Genomic DNA, 18,866 nt, shown 5'->3' on the forward strand with positions numbered 1-18,866 from the left:
AATGCAGCCCTCGTTCTATATCGCGCTGTCTGAGCTTTTTTGTCAGCGTGATGCCTTTGATCTGCTTTATGCGCATGCCCAGGCCAACGGTGTTAAGTCGATCGCACCAACCCAGGATAACAGCTGGTTCAATTCCGGTTTGCTGCCCTATCTTCTAAGGGATCTTCGCATCTCGCGGCTTTGCGTGATCTTGAGGCAATTGGTGGAACGGCCAGGGCGATGGATCATGACGCCTCCTCTGGCCTGGACAGTCCGCTCTGCATTGAACGACCCAAGGGTCAACAATGCGGCGAGGGACGAGATTATCACCGCCTTCTTGAAATTCTTCGAACGGCGCAACGAAGATTACTGGCAGCGAACTTATTGCACACAGCTGACAGAAACTGCTGTTGCACTGATCGCGGATGGCCCACGCCTGCATCCGCGCCAATATCAATGGATTGAAGCGACCTTACTGAAGGCCTTTGGAATGTCTCCTCAGTTCTGGGGCCGGATTGCTGAGCGCAATGTCGCGCTTTCACCACGTATGGCCATCGCTCAGGACGCCTTCGCAGTCCTGTACGACCCAGACACAACACCTGCGGCAAAGGCAGATGTATTGGCGTTGTTCGAACGGTTTGGCTGCCCCGATTGCGGACGTATCCGGCGGGACATGTTTGGCCCGGCCGGTCTGCCCGGCCCAGAAGCTCCGACCGTATCGGCACTTCTGCTTGCGGGGCTCGACTCGGCTGAAGCCGCGATGCGCCATATGGCGGCCCCAGACAGCGCTCCGACGGAACCCGCTCTTGAGGAGCTCGTTCGCTCAAGACGTGCCAGCCTGCCTGATATGGTTGACCGTGCGCCCCACTACGCACTGCAATGCTCTGTCAGCCACCGCGCTGCCGACCTGCTCACGGCGACCCGAAACGGGATCGATCCACAAGACGACTGTCGCGCCCTGCTCGCTGACCTGGATAGGTTGACCGATGCGGTCGACAAGTGGATTGGCCTGGGTGTCGCTCTGGGACTGCTGAATGGGCTGATCGATATCGGGGGGGCAGCGGCGACCAAAACAATCCTGACCGAATGGCTGAATCAGGCTCTAAAAAGGGTAAAAAGCGCCGAATTTGACCCGGCTGACCCACTCAGGACGCCCGCTCTGGCGCAGCCTCTGCAGGCCCTTCGCAGCCGCGCTGTCGCAGGCAAGACTGGTGCAGCGACCAACCTGAAGGCACTCGAAACCAAAACCCCGCCTGCAGTGCGGGTCCCAAACCCCCTGCGCGGCCCGGTCAATCCGCTTTTCGACACGGTTGTCATGGTCACTTCCTGCCGCGCCAATCTCGGCCGCCGCGTCCAGGCCCTGCGCGATGGGTGGCTGAGCCGTCTCGCCGCACTGGGGGTACCTTACCTGATTGTCACCGGCGATGGGGACGGCACCTTAGATGGCGATGTCCTGCATCTGGATGCCCCCGACGATTATGAAGGATTGCCGCAAAAAACGCTGGCCACGATCCGCTGGGTGCATGACAACACGCCCTTCGCCCATATGCTGAAGATCGACGATGATTGCTTTCTCAACCCCGAAGAGTATTTCCATTCGCTCAGCTACCGGAAATTCGACTACTACGGTCGCACTTTGACCCGGGTGCCTGGTCAGATGGACCGGGCCTGGCACTGCGCCAAATCCACCTCGGAACGAGGGCGGCTTGAATTCGACAAATCGCCCGAGCCTTCAACCTATTGCGATGGCGGGTCGGGCTATGCGCTTAGCCGGAACGCCATGAGTACACTGCTGGACACTGCCGCAAGCGCAACAGGTCAGGCTCTGATTCAGGTGTCTTTCATGGAAGACAAGCTGGTGGGCGACCTGCTGGCCCTGGGCGGCATCTCACCCGCGAACGAGGATTACCACATTTCGGTCCGCCGCCGGGCTCAGCCCGGGGGTATCGCGGTGTCGCGCTGGCTGAACGGGTTCGACGCCAGCCAGACCGCACCGGTCAAGCTGGTGCATCTGGACGATTCAGCCACACAAGCCGATGCAAACAGCCGACTGGATGCACCGGGTCTGTTTCCCAAAAAGATCTGGCCCAGCTATCAGCGCGCCAAACTGGGCGAACAGACCAATGCGCTTGAGATGGTAACGGATAGCAGCCGTCTGACAGCCGCACGCGAAGCGCCAGTGGCTGTGGTCGCAGCCATGCGCAACGAAATGTTCATGCTGCCACATTTCCTGGACCATTACCGCAAGCTGAGGGTCGAGAGTTTTCTGATCGCCGACAACTGCTCGGATGACGGCACATTGGAATATCTGGCGGACCAGCCCGATGTGGCGCTGTTCTCGGTCGACACGGATTACAGCAGATCGCAATACGGTGTGGCCTGGCAGCAGGCTCTGATGGGGCATTTTCGTCTAGGGCGTTGGTCATTGGTTGCCGATGCGGATGAACTGCTGACCTGGCAGGTGCCACAGCGGGAAACCCTGCCCGATCTGTTGCGCCGCCCGGAATTTGATACTGCCGACGGCGTGCGCATCTTCATGCTCGACATGTACCCACAAGGGCCGCTGGAAGAGGCTGGCTTTGCCAGCGGCGATCCCTTTGCCGAGGCCGGGTTCACCGACCGCGATCCCTTTCAACTCGACTCGTTCGGGCGAGGCCCCTACTCCAACGCACCGACATGGACGTCGGCGCTGCGCCACCGCCTGATCCCCGGATCTCGCCGGGAACTGTTTGTGGCGCAAAAAATTGCGCTGTTGAAATACTCGCCCTTCATGCGCTTGTCGGCGGGGCTGCACTATGTGGCAGGAACAACGCTTGCCGAGCGGGAGCTGTTGTTTGGACATTTCAAATACAATGCCGATTTCCGTCGCAAGGCGCAGACCGAGGTGGCCCGTCGCCAGCATTTCAATAATGCTGAGGAATACAGCAAATATCTGGCACTGATCTCGGAAGGGCGCGATCGCATCTATGATGCAGACCTGTCGATACCATGGACCGACAGCGACTTTGTTAAAGCGCGGTTGGGGTGATGGCGGGTCTGCCCGCTTCAATCACGGTTTAGCTTTTATAGAGCCTGTTTAGTTCATCCAAATGCCTTGTCATCGTCTGCGGTGCTTGTGCATTCTGCCAATAGCGTTGCATATCAACCTTACCTGCCAGTAACGCCCGGATGCGGTCGATAAAGCTGTCGATGTCACCGGCGGCAAATACCATATCCGCATCACCGGCCAACTCCTGCGCTCCGCCCATGTCACTGGTCAATAACGGGATATGGCGGGCATGCATCTCAATCGCGACCTGCGGCAGGTTATCCTCCCACAACACGGGGATCACACCCACATCCACATCGCGCAGCAGGTCGTCCAGCCCATCATGGCTGTAGCCATCCAGATGTGCCACCCCGCCTAACCGCACCTTCAGCAATTCCAAACGGCGCATCGCCTCCGCTTCGCCCGAGCGCGCGGCAACCACCAACCGAACCTTCACGGCCAGTTCTGATGGCAGCGCCTCAAGCGCATCCAACAGGAAAAAGAACCCCTTGTCCCGGCGCATATAGCCCAGAAAGCCCAGTGTCAGAGCCGTTTTTGCCTTTGGCAGAGCCTTTGCCGGCTCGGTTTCCGAGAACAGAACCGCCTGCTGCGTGCCAATATAGCTGGTACGCAATTTCCCGGGGGCGATCCCATAGCCTTGTACGATTTCGCGCACGCGTTCAGATACGCACAACACCAGATCGCATCCCGCATTGATCTGGTCCACAAAGGACTGGCGTCGCGCTGCGAAACCTGCGGCAACAGAGGTGGCAGGCTGCGCAGATCCTGATCTGGAACGGCCCCTCAGCCGCCCGAATGCCCGGCTTGTCCGGTGTGCGATACGCAACATATTCCCGAACAATAGGTCAAACCCGCGCGAGCCAGGTCTTACACCCGCGCATTTCAACCGATACGCCACCGCGTTGGCGATACGCACCAGCCGTTCGTCATGCTTGTGCACCAGACAATCCACGCATTTGGACCCGGCCTTAAAATCCGTACAAGCCCGCATTTCCTGATGCCACAGGTTCACCTGAGGGCAGACCGGATAGTAGTTATGCAGCGACAGGATCACCTTGGTGTCCGGATAGCGCGCCTTGATCTCAAGCACCTCCGCCGGCAAACCCTCCAAATTGTGGAAATGGATCACGTCATAGGGACCGGTTTCTTCTACAAAGTCGAAAAACGCATCGCGGGTTGGAACGTGCGAAACCTGCTCATGCGCTCCGAATGAATGATGCGACGGTGACAACACACCGGAATTGACAATTTCATACCGGTTCTTGCGGTTCTCATCTGGCCCGTGACGCACCTGCTCCCAACGAGGCCTGCGCGAGATCAGATCGTAGGAAATCCCCGAGGACAGAAACACCGGACTAACATCCGGTTGCGCCTGCAACTCGGTCATCAGATTGCGCAAATAGACCGAAACGCCACCCCCGCGCTTTTCATCGTCCAGGTAGTCGACCCAGTTGTAAAAAAGAATGCGCATATCAATCCAAATACAAAGGAATATCAGATCTCTTTATTCAACCACTTCCCGCGCCCCAATTTCCTGAAATAGGCCTGAATCGGTCCCGGCTTTTCAAACCGCTCCAGGATAGAATTTGCACCTTGCTTGACCAGCGGGCTTTTCATCTCAGGATCATACTCGATACCGAGAAAGTCACACAGGCGTTCTTCAAATCCATCGTCGAACATCTGGCGATACTCGAGCTTCATTTTTTCCTGTGGCAATGTGCGAAACCACTGCGTGAACAGGAAGTCGAACGTGGCGAACTCATGCCACTTATGGCTGATCTGAAGAGGTCCCGCGGCGATCTTTTCCTCGACATGGTCATCCACCTGAGATTGTGCCCAGCGTTTCGACCGGCTTGCCTTGATCAGCGAAGCCATCTGCGCCAGCTTGTTTTCCCGGTGTACATAGATCAGCTTATAATCCGTAAGGTCAGGCAGATACCGCAGCATGCGAATATTGTGCCCTATCATCAGCTTGTACCCTACACATTTATTCCCGCTCTCAGCATGCGCATCAAAAAACGCATCCGAATGCGCCCTTGGATCAGCATCCCTCTGAACTATTTCGGAAAATTCGTCAGATTTACCCTCTGCGCCTATAATCGCATAAGGGTTAAATTGCTCCCCAGCGCACAGAACATCTTGATGCGCATTCAATAAGGTCATCAGATAAGTCGTCCCACTACGTGGGAGACCAACAATCAAAAACCGCTGCAGCTCGGAAGAAGAGTCCATACTATATTTGGATCCGTGTTTCGGCACTAAAACTGTAGATAACTCTATTTCATTGCAACAATTCCAGATGCAGCGCAATGGCCTCTTCCAAGTCATCGAAATAGGAAATCCGACCGTCAGACAGAACAATCCCGGCATCACAGAACTGGCGCAGCTGGCCTAGTTCGTGACTGACCAGAATGGCACTGGAATGGCGCATGCGTTCGGCAAAGACGGCGCGGCTTTTGCGGCGAAACACAGCGTCGCCCACAGCTGTGACCTCATCCACCAGATAGGTATCGAACCGGATGCCCATTGACGCGCCAAATGTCAGCCGCGACCGCATACCGCTGGAATAGCTGCGCACCGGCATGTGGAAGTATTTCCCCAGCTCGGCGAAATCCTCGACAAATGACATCAGGCTGTCAGTGTCGACGCCGTAGATACGCGCGATGAAGCTGACATTCTGTGCGCCGGTCAGGTCGCCGTGAAACGACCCGCCAAACCCCACGGGCCAGGAAATGCGCCCATCGCTGATGATCCGGCCGCTATCAGGGCGCATCGTGCCTGCCAGCAGCCGCAGCAGGGTCGACTTTCCCGCCCCGTTGCGGCCCAGCAGCGCCAGTGACTTTCCGGTGGGCAGAGTGGCGGTAAGGTTGTCTATGACAACCCGGCGCTCGCCTCGCACACGGAAGCTTTTAGTCAGGTTTTCAAAGCGGATCATTGCAGGCCCCTGCCCTCAGCCCCGATCCCGGATGCTGTAATAAATCAGAGCAAGAATCGACCACAGCATCAGCAGGAACACCATAGCCAGCCCCATCAGAATATAGCGTCGCGGGAATTCCGAGCTTTGCGCCATAGTCGGTCGGATATAGGTGGCCAGATACCGGCTTTGGCGGGCGGCATTGTCCCGCGCCACGTCCAACGCCGTCAGCGCCACACGATAGGTCTCTTCCGCGAACTGGCGATCGACACTGAGGCTCTCATATTCGGCGATCAACGAGGGGTAATCCTCGCCCACCGCACCCAGTTCAGTGCTGTCCGATGCAAAGTTCTGACGTTCTGCTGCAATACGCTCGCGGATCACGTCAATGCGGCGCTGTGCGTTGGTCAGGCGAGGGTCCGTACTGGATACGGTTTCACTGAGAAGGTCAAATTCGATCAACGCTTCAGCCAGAGCCTGCTGCAAGTTGTTCATCACTCCCATACGGCCCTGAATGTCAGCCTCGGGATCGACGATACGGGTCCGGGTGCGAAAACTGGTCAGGGCTTCGCGCGCGGTCTTGAGTTGCGCGACGGCCTCTTCCAGATCCTCACGTGCATAGCGCATGGCGTCTTCACGCGCCTGTATGTTCAGCGCATTGATCCGGTCCTGACTTTCATTCACGATCTGCTGCGCCACGTCTTGTGCATAGTCCGGATCAAAGGCCAGCACCCTGATTTCAATCAGCCCCGTCGACTGATCATAGGAAATCCGCACGATACGTTGCCAGAACCAGACCAGATCCTCGAGCGTGGCGTTCGGCCAGATCGAGAACATCCAGTCCTTCGGCCAGTAGGTTTCGTAATGTGCGCGTAGGGTCAACTTGCCTTCAATAGCCTCAACAATTTCCTGGCTTTGGATGAATTCGTACAGGATGTCACTGTCGACACCCGTGCCGGAATTAGCGAACTGCGCCAGCCCACCCAGGAGTTCCGAGGCCGATCCGCCCTCCTCTGATCGCACGGTGAATGCAGCGGTCGAGGAATATTGATCCTCGGCCTGTGTCCACAGGTAATAGGCCAGCCCCGCCAGAGGCAGCATCACGATCAGCACAAAGCTCAGCAACAGCCCCCAATGGCGGCGCTTCATGCTGGCGGGCTGCGCCAATGGCTGCACCGTGACGGTTGGTGTGGGCGGCGGGCCCGGGTTGCGGCCCGGATTCCGACCCTGCTGCTGGCCTTGCTTTGGCCCCTGCCCTTTCTGCTGACCGCGCCCCTGTCCGGCGGGCCGGCTCTGGCGTCCGGGACCACCTTGTTTTCCACCTTGTTGGGCGGCAGGCTTGCCCTGCCCTTTGTTGGGCACGGCCGCCAGCTGCGGCTGCCCAGCGACCGCCGCTTGTTTTTGCGCTCTTCGTGTATTCGGAGTGTCAGCTTTCTTGGGGGCACCGTCCACAACCTTGACCGTCGGTTTGTCCGCCTCTGATTTTTCTGTCATGCGCACCCTGTTCCGCCCCGAAGGCATTTGAATTCCATTATTGATTCTTACATAATCGGACCGGCACGCACAGACCAAAACGAGATGATGCGCATATGCCGGCCCCCTTGGACACAGGATCTCATGCAATGCAGCCGGGGGGCGGTACAACCCGCCGCTGGATCGGGCCACGCACGATCACGGCTTTGATCCTGCGAGAGATGTCGACCCGTTACGGACGCAACCCCGGTGGTTATGTCTGGGCTGTGGTTGAGCCTTTAGGCGTTATCATCATCCTCAGCTTTGGTTTTTCGCTCCTGATGCGCAATCCGTCGTTGGGCAACAGTTTCCTGCTATTTTATGCCTCGGCCTATCTGGCCTTCAACCTGTATCAGAGTCTGTCTCTGACGGTGGCCAGGGCGATCAGTTTTTCACGGCCCTTGCTGATGTATCCCGTCGTGACATGGGTAGACGCCATTCTGGCCCGGTTCATTCTCAATCTTCTGACCGGTCTGCTGGTCACATATATCCTGCTGACCGGGATTCTGGCCACTGTCGACAGCCGAGCCGTTCTTGAAATCGGACCTATTGCCGAGGCGCTGGGGTTGGCCGCTTTGCTTGGGCTGGGCATCGGCACTCTGAATTGCGCCATAGGGGGGCTCTTCCCGACCTATGACCTGATCTGGTCAATCGCGACACGTCCGCTGTTTCTGGTGTCGGGTATTTTCTACATCTACGAAGATATGCCGCAGAGCGTCCAGAACGTGTTGTGGTTCAATCCGCTGATCCATATCACCGGCCTGATGCGAGAAGGAATATATCCCACCTATCACCCGCAATATATCAGCGAGGTCTTCGTTCTGCTTGTCAGCCTGTCGACTCTGCTGATGGGTCTGATTCTGCTGGGTCGCTATCACCGGGATATCCTGAACCAGTGATGGTATCTCCGGCCAGAGTCAGAACATCTTCATGACTGAGGTCCGTGTTTCTTAGGACTGCATCTCGCAGAGCCCGGCGCAGCAAGCGCAGATAAAGCGCTTTATGCGCCCCATAATGCCTGAAGGCTGCCCCCCATTTCAGTGCCATCATAGGCAGAAGAGGCCAGAATAGGACCGGCGCCGCCTTGCGGTACATCAGCAGTCGGTTGCGGCAGAAATAATAGACCTTCCACATGGGTCGGATGACCTGGGACCCCTGATCCTGAAACGTGCTGAAATCATGTTCAAAGCGCAGCGCGGGATCGAACAGAATCTTCAGCCCTCGCCGACGCAGGGTCAGCGTATAGATCACGTCATCGCCGTAGAGAAACAGTCCGGGGTCGGGATAGCCGGTTTCGGCGATGATCCTACGGGACAGAAACAGACCTACAAATGAGGTCAGATCAATAGGGCAGGGGGCATCGGCCTGATACGCTGCACGCGGTATGTGATAGCCGTCACGCCCCCGGAGCAAGGAACGCAGAAACAGGCGAGCGTTCCAAAATGGATTGACCGAAGGCCGGTTCATCTCGCAGATGCGGCCATCGGGAAAATAGACCGCGGCGGCATAGGCCGTATCCTCGGGGCAGGGTTGGGCGTGGAAGGTGGCCAAAGCACCGGGCATAGGGCGGGCGTCGTCATCCATTACCACCATCCAATCCGGATCGAACCGCGTGGTGGCATAGCGCATACCCAACTCAAACCCGCCAGCGCCTCCTAGGTTTTTTGTGCTGGTGATCACATCTACCCGCGAATCTCGCACCGAGGTCAGCCAACCTGCCGTGTCATCGGTTGATGCGTTGTTCACTACTACTATGGCCTGCAAATGCGTCGCGTCAGCCTCAAGCAGGCGCTGTAGCGTAAGCCGGAGCTTGTTCAGGCGATTATGGGTCACAACCACTGCCACAAGGCGTTGATGCGGGGCGGCGGCCATAAATAAACCTCCTCTGAGGGTCCGTGCTCAAATGTTTCGCGTGCGAAACACTCTGTTAAGGATCACAACGAGCGCAGCCAGTCCTGCAGCGCCTCGGCCAATCGCTCTGAAACCCCGTCTCCAACAAGTTCTAAACGACCCTGATCGGGGGTGAAGCGCATTTCGATGCCAGTGGTTACGCGGGTTACTATCCGCTCTCCTGTCGTTGTTTCCGGCGAAGCCTGACGCAACCGAGGGCGAGGTGGAATGGATGGATCAGCTGGCGGGGCAGGGGGCCGCGCCAGCTTGGCGAGACTGTCGGACAGGATCTGCATCTCAGCCTCAGCACTGTCTCGGGGCGTGTTTTGCAACCGGGTCTTCAGAGCCTCAGCATACCCCGCATCGCGCCCCATCTCACGCGCTAGCGCCAGCCCCAGCTTCTCACTGATTGCCGAGGGGAAATACAGCACCGCGTCAAATGCCTCGACCAGTTGAATAAAGGTGCCGATCTTGGATCGCTTCGACCGGGTTGCATTGCCAAACAGACCCTGAAGTGCGGCTTTCTGCGTGGGATACACACCTTCTTTCATCGCCCGCACAGCGATCCGGGCGCGTTCGTAATGCGACAGGTTCACCCGGATCTCGTTTTCCTCGACCATCGCCACATAGGCATCCTGGGCCGTATCCGGCGTGATTATCATGGCGCGAACGGTGGAGAATTTCGCATCCCCCGTTTCCCGGAACAACCGCCGCAGCGCAGTCAGGCGCCGCCAGCCGGAGATCAGACCATAGGATCGCCCGCCAGCAGGGGCGGGCAGGGCAACCACCTCGATCGGCATCTGCTGGCCTCTGGCGCGCAGACTGTCCACAAGAGCCGTCATCTCGTCTTCGTTCTGCTCCAGGCGGTCGCGGACCAGGTGACGATCATCGATCGCGTCCAATGGCAGCAATTCGATCATGCGCCCCTCAGCCCGGGCGCTGTGCAATTCCTGCACCACCTCGGTCAGAGCCGCGGTGGCTGCGGCTTCACCCGCCACCTGTGCAATCGGCGCCGAACTGAACGGCATCGCCTTGGTCTCGGGCGCGCGCTGGTTTAGGGCGGGTCCATCCAGATAGGTGGGTTGAGCCGGGGTTAATCGCTTACGTTTTGCCATCTCTGCTCTCCTCTTTGCGGGACTATTCAGCGGCTTGCTGCGCTGCCAGCTCTTCGCGCCGCCAAACACCCAACAACAGACGCTTGAAAGCGGCATAGGTGGCATCAAAGGTCTCACGCCCCCGCGCGTAGGTCTCGCGGTTGAAATTGCGATAATCGGCCTCGTAGATACCGCTGACCTGTTCGCCCGCTTGCCCGATCAGCGCGGTGAAATCCTGCCGGTGCGGGGAGAGGGTTTTGCCTAGGTAAGCCTGCATCAAGGCTGCCAGTTCACCTTGCTGTGCCCCATCGTAGCGCGTGATCACGGCGCGTACGGCATCCCACTCAAAAGCCATCTCGGGGCGACCCAGGGCGCGGGCGGCGACATTCTCGCCCTCTTCGATGGACTGAAAGGTCGAATGCAGCATATCGAAGAAGCGTCCGGTCGAATCGAACTCCAGAAATGACGCCCCCATGGGCACCAGCAGAATATCTGCCGCTGCCAGCCCGTTGATTGTCAGATAGCCCAGGGCAGGGGGGGTGTCGATGAAGACAAGGTCATAGTCATCCAGCACCCCGTCAGCCTCCAGCCGGTCTGTCAGCGCATCCCAAAGCTTCCAGCCGCGCGCTTGCATGCGCCAGACCGGAATCTGGAATTCCGCCCAATACAGGTTCAGTTGCGCTCCGATCAGATCGATATTGGGCCAATGCGTGGTCTGGATCAGATCACCTGCAGTCATCTCCAGCGCAGCACTCAGCGACTCGTCCAATGGCTGGGGTGGATCACCCCGGTCCAGACGGCGCTGATTTTCGATGCGCAGATATTCTCCGTAATGGCGGGCCAGCAGAGGGAAGGCGGTTTGCCATTCATCCTCGACCCGGCCCCCAAAGATCGAGGTCATGGATCCCTGGCTGTCCAGATCGATCACCAGTACCCTGTACCCGTCCAGCGCCGCTGACATCGCCAGATGCGCCGCTGTGCTGGTCTTGCCGACACCGCCCTTGAAATTTGCCACAGCCACCATCTTGGCCGGCTGGCCGACGGGGCGGTACGGAAGGTAATTCTTGGCCTTGGACCCTTGGGCCCCAAAAAAGGCGCGCAGGCGCAGCACCTCATCCAAGGTGAACCATTTAGCACCACCATCAGTTTCAGACTGGCCCTGAGGCAGGTCCGGATTCTGTTTCAGTACGCGGCGGAAATGGGCTTGTGCCACCGGGATCAGATAGCGGGTAATTTCCCAGGTTGAAAACAGGCGCAGCGATTTGTGCCCGTTCTCATCCATGCCTCGACTGGCCAGATCGCTGCGGCCACGCTCGCAGGCTTGAGCAATGGCAGCAAAGCCCGGTGTGCCTGTGGGTAAGTCCAGATCCGACAGCGCGGTATCGGGGTCTATATTGAAATAAGGGGGCAGGGGGGTGCTGTCCTTCGCCATGATAAAACCGCTCGATGTGTTATGTTTTCCCCATGATACCGAAAAACACAGCACATGGAAGCAAAACGCGCACAAGACGCGATTTTTCTCAGCAAATGAAGGGGATATTGCTGCGAATATAGCGCAGATTCTGATGTATTGCGGTTTTTTTTAAGTGTTAGAATTGTGTTATTTGTAGTTACGCTTTCGCTCTCTCTTTGTGTTTTCCTTTATAAAATAGTGTCTTACGCCTATTTTTAAGCAGCCAAGTGACTCTGAAACCCCGAAGGAATGACTCCAAACCCCCGATAGGGTGACTCTGAACCCCCGATTGAAATTCATTGTGCGGGCTTGTGGATAACTCTAGGGTGGGTGTCACTAAAACCACGAAAGAAAACGAGTCGGATACCGACCGATAACAAGGCACCGAAAGAGGGCCATGGGCAGGACAGTGATAGAAGGACCGGGTGGGCTGTTGCCTGACCGGCAGAGACAGGGCGATTTTTTCGTCTGCGATTTTTTCGATGCAATCCCCAAGGATGACATCGCCAGTATGGAGCATCCGCTCTTTTCGCTGGCGACGCGTCCTGATCGGCGCATTCTCGAGTATCAGCATAATGGCACTCAGATCACGGTAACGCCGTCGGTCAGAGGTCTGGCGACGATCCATGACAAGGACATCCTGATCTTCTGTATCAGTCAGCTGATGGCAGCGATCAATGCGGGCCGTCAGGTCAGCCGTACCTTGCAGCTGAAGGCGCATGATTTGCTTGTGGCGACCAATCGTGAAACCAGCGGTGATGCCTATCGCCGTTTGCGCGAAGCGTTCGAGCGGCTGGCAGGAACCCGCATCACCACCAACATCGTCACCGGTGAGGAAGAGACCACCACCGGCTTTGGCTTGATCGAAAAGTGGGAGATCGTGCGCAAGACACGGGGCGGGCGCATGGTCAGCGTAGCGGTCACCCTTTCCGACTGGCTCTATCGTGCAGTGATGTCGAAGTCGGTTCTGACACTCAGCCGTGATTATTTTCGGCTGCGCAAACCTCTGGAACGGCGGATCTACGAACTGGCGCGTAAACATTGCGGACGGCAACCAGGATGGACAGTCTCGGTCGACACATTGTTGAAGAAATCGGGTTCGGCCTCACCACGCCGGGTCTTTCGCAAGATGCTGCGCGATATGATCGATGCCGACCATCTGCCCGATTACGAGATGCGCGAGGAGCCGGGCGATCTGATCTGCTTTGCCCCGCGCGCCGGACTGATCGAGCCGGACGTGCCATTGCCCAACCTGCGCGCCGAAACGCTTGAGGCCGCGCGTGAGCTGATGCCGGGGGCGGATGTTTACGGGCTTGAAGCCGAATGGCGCGGCGTCTGGGTCCGTTCTGGCACGCCACGGCTCAGGAAACCCGATGCCGCGTTTCTGGGCTGGGTGCGCAAACGGGCAGGGGGGTGAGCCTGAATTTCTCACGGGTGACATTTTAGCTTTGCGGTTACAAACCGAGCTGGAGATAATCATTTTTATGTTAAATAATCATGAGAGCCATCCGATCCGTACTGCTCTTTCCGCCAATGATGATGGTATCCATCATCCGGCAATACCAAATGAAGAGGAGGGCACAATCCGACCACGATTCGAATCCAATCATTATTAAATGCCCGAATTTTTAGGCGATTGTTATCTAGATCACATATAAACTTCGCAATTCGCGGCATAAGGTGGGTGAAAGCAGGGCAAAATCTGACCTACTAGATTTTTGGAGGTTGCCGTCACGTTAAGGATTGGTAAACTCTGACTGTACTGCCTCCTCACATGGTTTTGTTAGTGAGGTGTGTAAGACGACTAATTGGTAAAATTTTTTGCGTGTTGTGTGTGTGGGGGTAAAAGTGATGTCTTTGGATTCCGTGACCACCGTGTCGGGGGAAGACAGTGTTTTTGACATTCAGAGAAGTGAAGCCCGCCGGCTTGTTTGCCCTTCTGGCAAGACCCATGTGACCAGCGGATATCGGCTCTCAGGAAAAATTGTCAAACGGGCCTGCGATATTGTTCTGTCGTTGATGATGATTGTGCTGTTTGCACCGATCATGGCCTTGCTGTCGCTGTATATAATCTTCGTTTACCGCGTATCACCGATTTTTCGGCACGACCGTGTTGGCTTGGATGGCAAGGCATTCCCTTGCCTGAAATTCCGCACAATGGTTCCCAACGCTGCAGAGGTTCTTGAAAAAATCCTGTCCGAGGATCCGGTTCTGCGCCGTGAGTGGGAAGAAACGAAGAAGTTGAAGAATGACCCAAGAGTGTTTCCGGGCCTCGGAAATCTGATGCGCCAATCCAGCTTGGATGAGCTGCCGCAAATCTTCAATGTGTTCTTCGGACATATGAGCATTGTTGGCCCTCGTCCGGTCACGCGTGAAGAATTGGCGCATTATGGGCAGGATGAAGCTTACTATGTGGCGGTCAAACCAGGCATCACCGGTGCATGGCAGATTGGTGGTCGTTCGGACACATCCTACGAAGAGCGCGTCTCGCTTGATGTGTGGTATGTCCGCAATTCCAGCTTGCAGCTTGATCTTCAGATTTTCTTGAAAACAGTGCTTTTGTTCGTGACCGGGCGTCTGTCCGGAGCGGCGTAACGCGGGCTTTGATCCGCCCGCCAGGCTTTGAAGCGGGCGCTGTGTTCAACGAGAAGAATGAGCAGAACCAAGGGTGCCGACAAAAGCCAGCCCGCCAGGAGCCACATGAGGAAAGACCCTCCAAACACCAGATAACCAACAAAACACAATCCAAAGGAGATGGCCAGGGAGCAGAACAATCTGGATATGATCATTGCTTATCTGGATCCTGCCTGTCATCTAGAGCGAAATCGCATCCGTTCTCGTGCGGAGTCGAATGCAGTAATGTTGCGGGATTTCATCTATAAATGGAACTCCAATTTTACTTTGCAAGCGTATTGGCAAAATATGGCCATGTTGGTGGCGGGACATGAAAATTGATATTGGCATCTGCACATTTCGTCGCGACAGCTTGCACGGAACGTTAAACAGCCTGGCCAAGCAGAATATCCCGGCGGATTTGGATGTTCGGATCATCGTTGCGGACAATGATGAACAACCGGTTAAGAAGCTCGAGATTGAGGGGTTGGCCGACAAGCTGGGATTAAACCTGACTTATGTGCACGCCCCGGCCCGCAACATCTCAATCGCGCGAAATGCCTGCCTTGAAAGCTCGGATGCAGACTATCTGCTGTTCATAGACGATGACGAAACTGCCGAGCCGGACTGGATCGCGAGCCTTCTGGAGACTGCAGGGCGCGAAAAGGCCCGCATTGTGTTTGGCCCGGTCTTTGCTGTTTATCCAACTGGCGCGCCAGAGTGGATGATTGAAAACAAGGTGCATTCAAGCATTCCATCGGCTCTGAACGGAACTGTCGAAACGGGCTTTTCAGGCAATGTCTTGCTGGACCGGCGTGATACATGCCTACGCGAGGTTCGGTTTAGTCTCGACTTCGGGCGAACTGGCGGTGAAGACATCGACTTTTTTTTCCGTCTTCACCGAGTCGGGGTTCCCATGTCGATCAGCACTTCGGCGATTGTGCACGAATCGGTGGACCCTTCCCGCCTGTCCTTCAAATGGCTTTGGGCTAAAACCGTGGCGCGAGGCACAATCTACGGGTTTTGCGCGTTGCAAGGCCAAACCGGTAAAACCCCCTCAATGTTTATCAGAAGCTTCGCAAAGACCTCCTATTGCGGCCTGCGTGCTGCGGTGGCCTTGCCAAACGTGAACCGGCGCACCTTTTGGGCACTGCGGGGCGGGTTCCATTTTGGTGTCCTAAAAGGGTGCTTCACGAGGCCGAGCCACGAATTTTACGGTTGAAGCTGATTACCGCTTCTTTGATCTGTTTAGGTCTCTCGGAATGCTTTTGTAGCTTTGATTAGATCTTGGCGCTGTATCAGAACTGCCAATCCAAGCCCCACCGCTAGAATACAGCCGGCGAGTGCAATTTCCGCAACATGCTCGGGAGACATGACGTACCGTACTAGGATGTGGCAGCAAACCATAACAATTGAAATGAATGTTGGTATAAAAAGCGTGCGCACGCAGGCGAATATTTTGATTGGTACAACTTGTTTCGCCAAAAACCAGCCTCGTATGACAATCAAAAAGCCCCAGATAGAAATGGCTGCTGCAACCACTAGTACGTTGAACAAAGCAGCAGCGAAAACCAAGCCTATGTAAAGCAGCGCAGATTCCATACTCAGCCTGACATGCAAGTCAGTGCGGTTGATCGCACGAAATATACAAGCCAGCAGAACGACGGCAATCGCCTCGAAAGTGAGGCCTGCAATGGATAGAGCGAAGATCGGCGCGACCTGCGCCCATTCGGCTGACAGCATCACAGAAAAAATCGCGGTTCCCGCTATAGCTGTCATCGCCAGAACCGGAAGCAGAAGTGTGGCCATCAGCTTCATTGCAGCAAAGTAAAGCTCAACCAGGCGCTCGGGATCATGTTGAGTTTTTGCCATTCGAACGTAGACAACAGTCGACATCGGTCCAACCAAACCGAATTGAGGTAACCTAGAAAACCGGGCACTCATCGAGAACAAGCCTAAAGAAGCTTCCCCATTCAATTTTCCAATGGCAATGACAGCGGATTGGGTTCGCGCCGCTGAAATTGCCGAAACGGTCAACGCGTTTCGAGCAAAGAGTAGATGCTCCCGGACTAGATGGGGTTTGAATGTCCGGTTGGGGCGGAACTCGGACAGATAAACGATTCCAGCCAGTCTGACGACCGCCAAAGCAATCTGCTGAGCAACAAGCGCCCAAACTCCGGCACCCAGAATGGCCAGGATGACGGCAAGGCTAAGGCTGATAACCGTTGTGATCGTCTGCACTTTGGCGATCCCGGTATAGTTTTCGCGTCGCTCGATTTCGGCATTCGGGGTTGCCGAAATTGCCTGACATAGGGGCACCACAGCCAGCGCGCTGAGAATTGGCACCAGGGCTGGTTGATCAAAGAACGCAGCCCAAATCGGTCCGATTCCCAAGATGATAAGGGCGAGGCCAATTCCGACTGCGACCAGCAACCAAAACACGCTGACCCATTCTTCATGGTCATAGGTCGGTGTGCGGATCAACGAGCGCCCGAGACCCGCGTCACTCAGCACGCTGCAGAAAACCACCACTGACATGGCCATTGCCATCAGCGCGAATTCGTCAACAGTCAGGTGCCGGGCGACGATCGGCAGGACCAGAACCTGGGATAAAGCCAGAAACAGGCGTGCCGATACCAGAGAGCTGACGCTCACAAAAAAACCTTTGACGGAGTGCGCGGCGGAAGAGTGTTGCGTGGACATCGCGGCCTAATCCAACTTCTTCACGGCCGCCCAGTCAAAGGATCTGATTGCCTCTGCGGGAGTCGCCTGGGCCAGCCAGCCAAGTTTCGCAAAACCGGGCCAGCATTCGGTTCCATGCACGAAGATAATTGGGATATAGGCGCTCTGAAATGCGTCCTCGTGATATAGCCCGTCAAATGCCTTACCGCCCCATACCCTCTGCACTAAGGGTTGATCCGTCACACAGGGCCGGTTGAACTCGGCCAGAACATCGGGGGCGTGTTTCCAGAATGTATTCTTGTCAAAGCTTGCATGGTTGCGCATGCCGACCTTGACCGGATTGGCATGGGCCATCTCGACCCAGTTCAGTCCCAGCAGGTCGAGAATCTTACCGTCATAGGCCAGCGCTATGCCCCCGGCTGGGCCGACCCCGATTGAAGGCAGGGGCTCGATCCCATTCAGGAAAGTTCCGAAACTCACCCCTTGCTCGACCAGTGTATATTCTTTCTGGATGTCGAACCGGGATTGGTAATAGTGAATCCATCCGACTAAGAAGATGCCGATTGCAGCAACTGTTGCGGCGAGGGTGGTCGAGCCTTTAGGCGCATAGAACGCGATTGCAGGGACAGCTGCAGCGACCAGCAGTGCCAGACAGACCGGCAGTAGCGGCACTACGGGCTGGTAGAAACGCCACAGAACAAAGTGATCGCCGCCAAGGCCCGCATAGACTGATAGCATCCCGAATACGCTGGCTGCAGTTATCAACAATGCCCGGGCGCCAGGACGGGATTGTGTAACACCTATGACGGCCCAGATGGTGCCAGCCAGCCAGAGGATGACAAAGATTTCGATGAACGGGCCGTTCAGCAGAAAATCCACCATGTATTTCAACCCGTCCTTGAGACCCTGTACTTTGTCCGAGGACACTTTGGCGTAAAACGTATTTGGAAAGGGTTGACCAAAATAAGACAGGCGAAAGGATGTAATCGCGACGAAAGAGGCGCCGGCAGTAAGAATGGCCCCACCCAAGGCGCGCCAGAACCGGGGTGCCAGGATCAGGCTGAGGGCCAACAGGCCGATTGCAGCGGCAATCCCCTCAGGGCGGACTAGGGGCATCAGAGCGGCTGCGAGAAGAAGGCAGATTGTATTGCCCGGCCCCCTGTCATTTTCGACCAGCCGGGCCAAAAGGAACACCATCCACAGCAGCAGCATCGACCACAGCGCCAGCTCCATCATCGTCCAGACCGACCACATGAAATAGCCGGGACTTGCGATCAGGCAGACTGAAAGAGTCCAGATGGCCGGTGCGGGTTCGATATCCAGCCAGTCGGCCAGCGCGCGCACCAAACGCAGGGTCAGATAGACCGCCATCAGAGCAAACTCGGCACAGAGCGCGATGATAAGGAATTCAGGTGTCGGGGTCAGGCTGTAGGTAACGGCCAGGATGCTCATCCACAGAAACGCAGTGGACCCTTCGACCCGTTCCCCGCCGACATTGTAGACATAGCCAGCACCATTGGCGACGTTTTCGGCGTAAGAGCGTGTGATGGCGGCATCGTCGATCCCGATGGCAGGCAACCCGCCCACAAGCAGCCAAGCCAATGCTGCCCCGACAAATGTCAGACCCAGTGCCAGAAGGAAATCCTGAAAACGGTATCCTTGTGCCATTGTCCGATTCAG

The 18,866-nt window shown here is 56.4% G+C and carries 14 protein-coding genes; 5 read left to right on the forward strand and 9 right to left on the reverse strand.

Translation table 11 applies throughout. The features are described from left to right. Positions 1 to 1,294: 1,294 nt before the first annotated feature. Positions 1,295 to 3,007 carry a glycosyltransferase family 2 protein gene (locus tag ACR0NN_RS20115; protein WP_480685402.1) on the forward strand — a complete coding sequence of 571 codons (1,713 nt, stop codon included), beginning with the start codon at positions 1,295 to 1,297 and terminating at the stop codon, positions 3,005 to 3,007. 28 nt (positions 3,008 to 3,035) lie between these two features. On the opposite strand, the gene ACR0NN_RS20120 is transcribed toward ACR0NN_RS20115, so the two are convergent. Genes ACR0NN_RS20120 through ACR0NN_RS20135 form a run of 4 tightly spaced genes read right to left on the reverse strand, consistent with a single transcriptional unit; the run spans position 3,036 to position 7,436 of the window. Continuing rightward, positions 3,036 to 4,499 (reverse strand): glycosyltransferase, encoded by a 1,464-nt coding sequence (locus ACR0NN_RS20120; RefSeq protein WP_480685386.1) that lies wholly within the window; start codon positions 4,497 to 4,499, stop codon positions 3,036 to 3,038. Between the two features lie 23 nt (positions 4,500 to 4,522). Then, on the reverse strand, positions 4,523 to 5,287 hold the full coding sequence (locus ACR0NN_RS20125) for a sulfotransferase (protein ID WP_480685387.1): 765 nt from the start codon (positions 5,285 to 5,287) through the stop codon (positions 4,523 to 4,525). A 22-nt stretch (positions 5,288 to 5,309) separates the two neighbouring features. After that, complete coding sequence (locus tag ACR0NN_RS20130; protein ID WP_170725431.1) at positions 5,310 to 5,963, reverse strand: ABC transporter ATP-binding protein; 654 nt, start codon at positions 5,961 to 5,963, stop codon at positions 5,310 to 5,312. Between the two features lie 15 nt (positions 5,964 to 5,978). Beyond that, positions 5,979 to 7,436: a sugar transporter gene (locus tag ACR0NN_RS20135; protein ID WP_170725430.1), complete on the reverse strand. Its 1,458-nt coding sequence runs from the start codon at positions 7,434 to 7,436 to the stop codon at positions 5,979 to 5,981. A 128-nt stretch (positions 7,437 to 7,564) separates the two neighbouring features. Between ACR0NN_RS20135 and ACR0NN_RS20140 the strand changes: the two genes are divergently transcribed. Continuing rightward, positions 7,565 to 8,353 carry an ABC transporter permease gene (locus ACR0NN_RS20140; RefSeq protein ID WP_480685389.1) on the forward strand — a complete coding sequence of 263 codons (789 nt, stop codon included), beginning with the start codon at positions 7,565 to 7,567 and terminating at the stop codon, positions 8,351 to 8,353. Here the strand turns inward: ACR0NN_RS20140 and ACR0NN_RS20145 are convergent. From ACR0NN_RS20145 to ACR0NN_RS20155, 3 genes are all read right to left on the reverse strand, one after another. Beyond that, positions 8,283 to 9,326 (reverse strand): glycosyltransferase, encoded by a 1,044-nt coding sequence (locus ACR0NN_RS20145; RefSeq protein WP_170725428.1) that lies wholly within the window; start codon positions 9,324 to 9,326, stop codon positions 8,283 to 8,285. The genes ACR0NN_RS20140 and ACR0NN_RS20145 overlap by 71 nt on opposite strands. Before the next feature lie 62 nt (positions 9,327 to 9,388). Next, entirely contained in the window at positions 9,389 to 10,459 is a 1,071-nt protein-coding gene (locus ACR0NN_RS20150) for a ParB N-terminal domain-containing protein (RefSeq protein WP_170725427.1), read from the reverse strand. 22 nt (positions 10,460 to 10,481) lie between these two features. Beyond that, complete coding sequence (locus ACR0NN_RS20155; protein WP_170725426.1) at positions 10,482 to 11,870, reverse strand: AAA family ATPase; 1,389 nt, start codon at positions 11,868 to 11,870, stop codon at positions 10,482 to 10,484. Between the two features lie 418 nt (positions 11,871 to 12,288). Here ACR0NN_RS20155 and ACR0NN_RS20160 point away from each other — a divergent pair, with 418 nt between their 5' ends. From ACR0NN_RS20160 to ACR0NN_RS20170, 3 genes are all read left to right on the forward strand, one after another. Further along, complete coding sequence (locus ACR0NN_RS20160; RefSeq protein WP_170725425.1) at positions 12,289 to 13,308, forward strand: replication initiator protein A; 1,020 nt, start codon at positions 12,289 to 12,291, stop codon at positions 13,306 to 13,308. Between the two features lie 434 nt (positions 13,309 to 13,742). Next, the gene (locus tag ACR0NN_RS20165; RefSeq protein ID WP_170725424.1) at positions 13,743 to 14,486 is read left to right on the forward strand and encodes a sugar transferase; all 744 of its coding nucleotides are present in this window, start codon (positions 13,743 to 13,745) and stop codon (positions 14,484 to 14,486) included. A gap of 349 nt (positions 14,487 to 14,835) precedes the next feature. Beyond that, a complete protein-coding gene (locus ACR0NN_RS20170) occupies positions 14,836 to 15,726 on the forward strand; it encodes a glycosyltransferase family 2 protein (protein WP_170725423.1) in 891 nt (296 codons plus the stop codon). Positions 15,727 to 15,752: 26 nt separating this feature from the next. On the opposite strand, the gene ACR0NN_RS20175 is transcribed toward ACR0NN_RS20170, so the two are convergent. Together ACR0NN_RS20175 and ACR0NN_RS20180 are read right to left on the reverse strand one after the other, a co-directional pair. Further along, the gene (locus ACR0NN_RS20175) at positions 15,753 to 17,207 is read right to left on the reverse strand and encodes an oligosaccharide flippase family protein (protein WP_170725422.1); all 1,455 of its coding nucleotides are present in this window, start codon (positions 17,205 to 17,207) and stop codon (positions 15,753 to 15,755) included. Between the two features lie 6 nt (positions 17,208 to 17,213). After that, on the reverse strand, positions 17,214 to 18,854 hold the full coding sequence (locus ACR0NN_RS20180) for a hypothetical protein (RefSeq protein WP_170725421.1): 1,641 nt from the start codon (positions 18,852 to 18,854) through the stop codon (positions 17,214 to 17,216). Between the last annotated feature and the right edge of the window lie 12 nt (positions 18,855 to 18,866).

The organism is Ruegeria sp. BA2 (assembly GCF_056539605.1).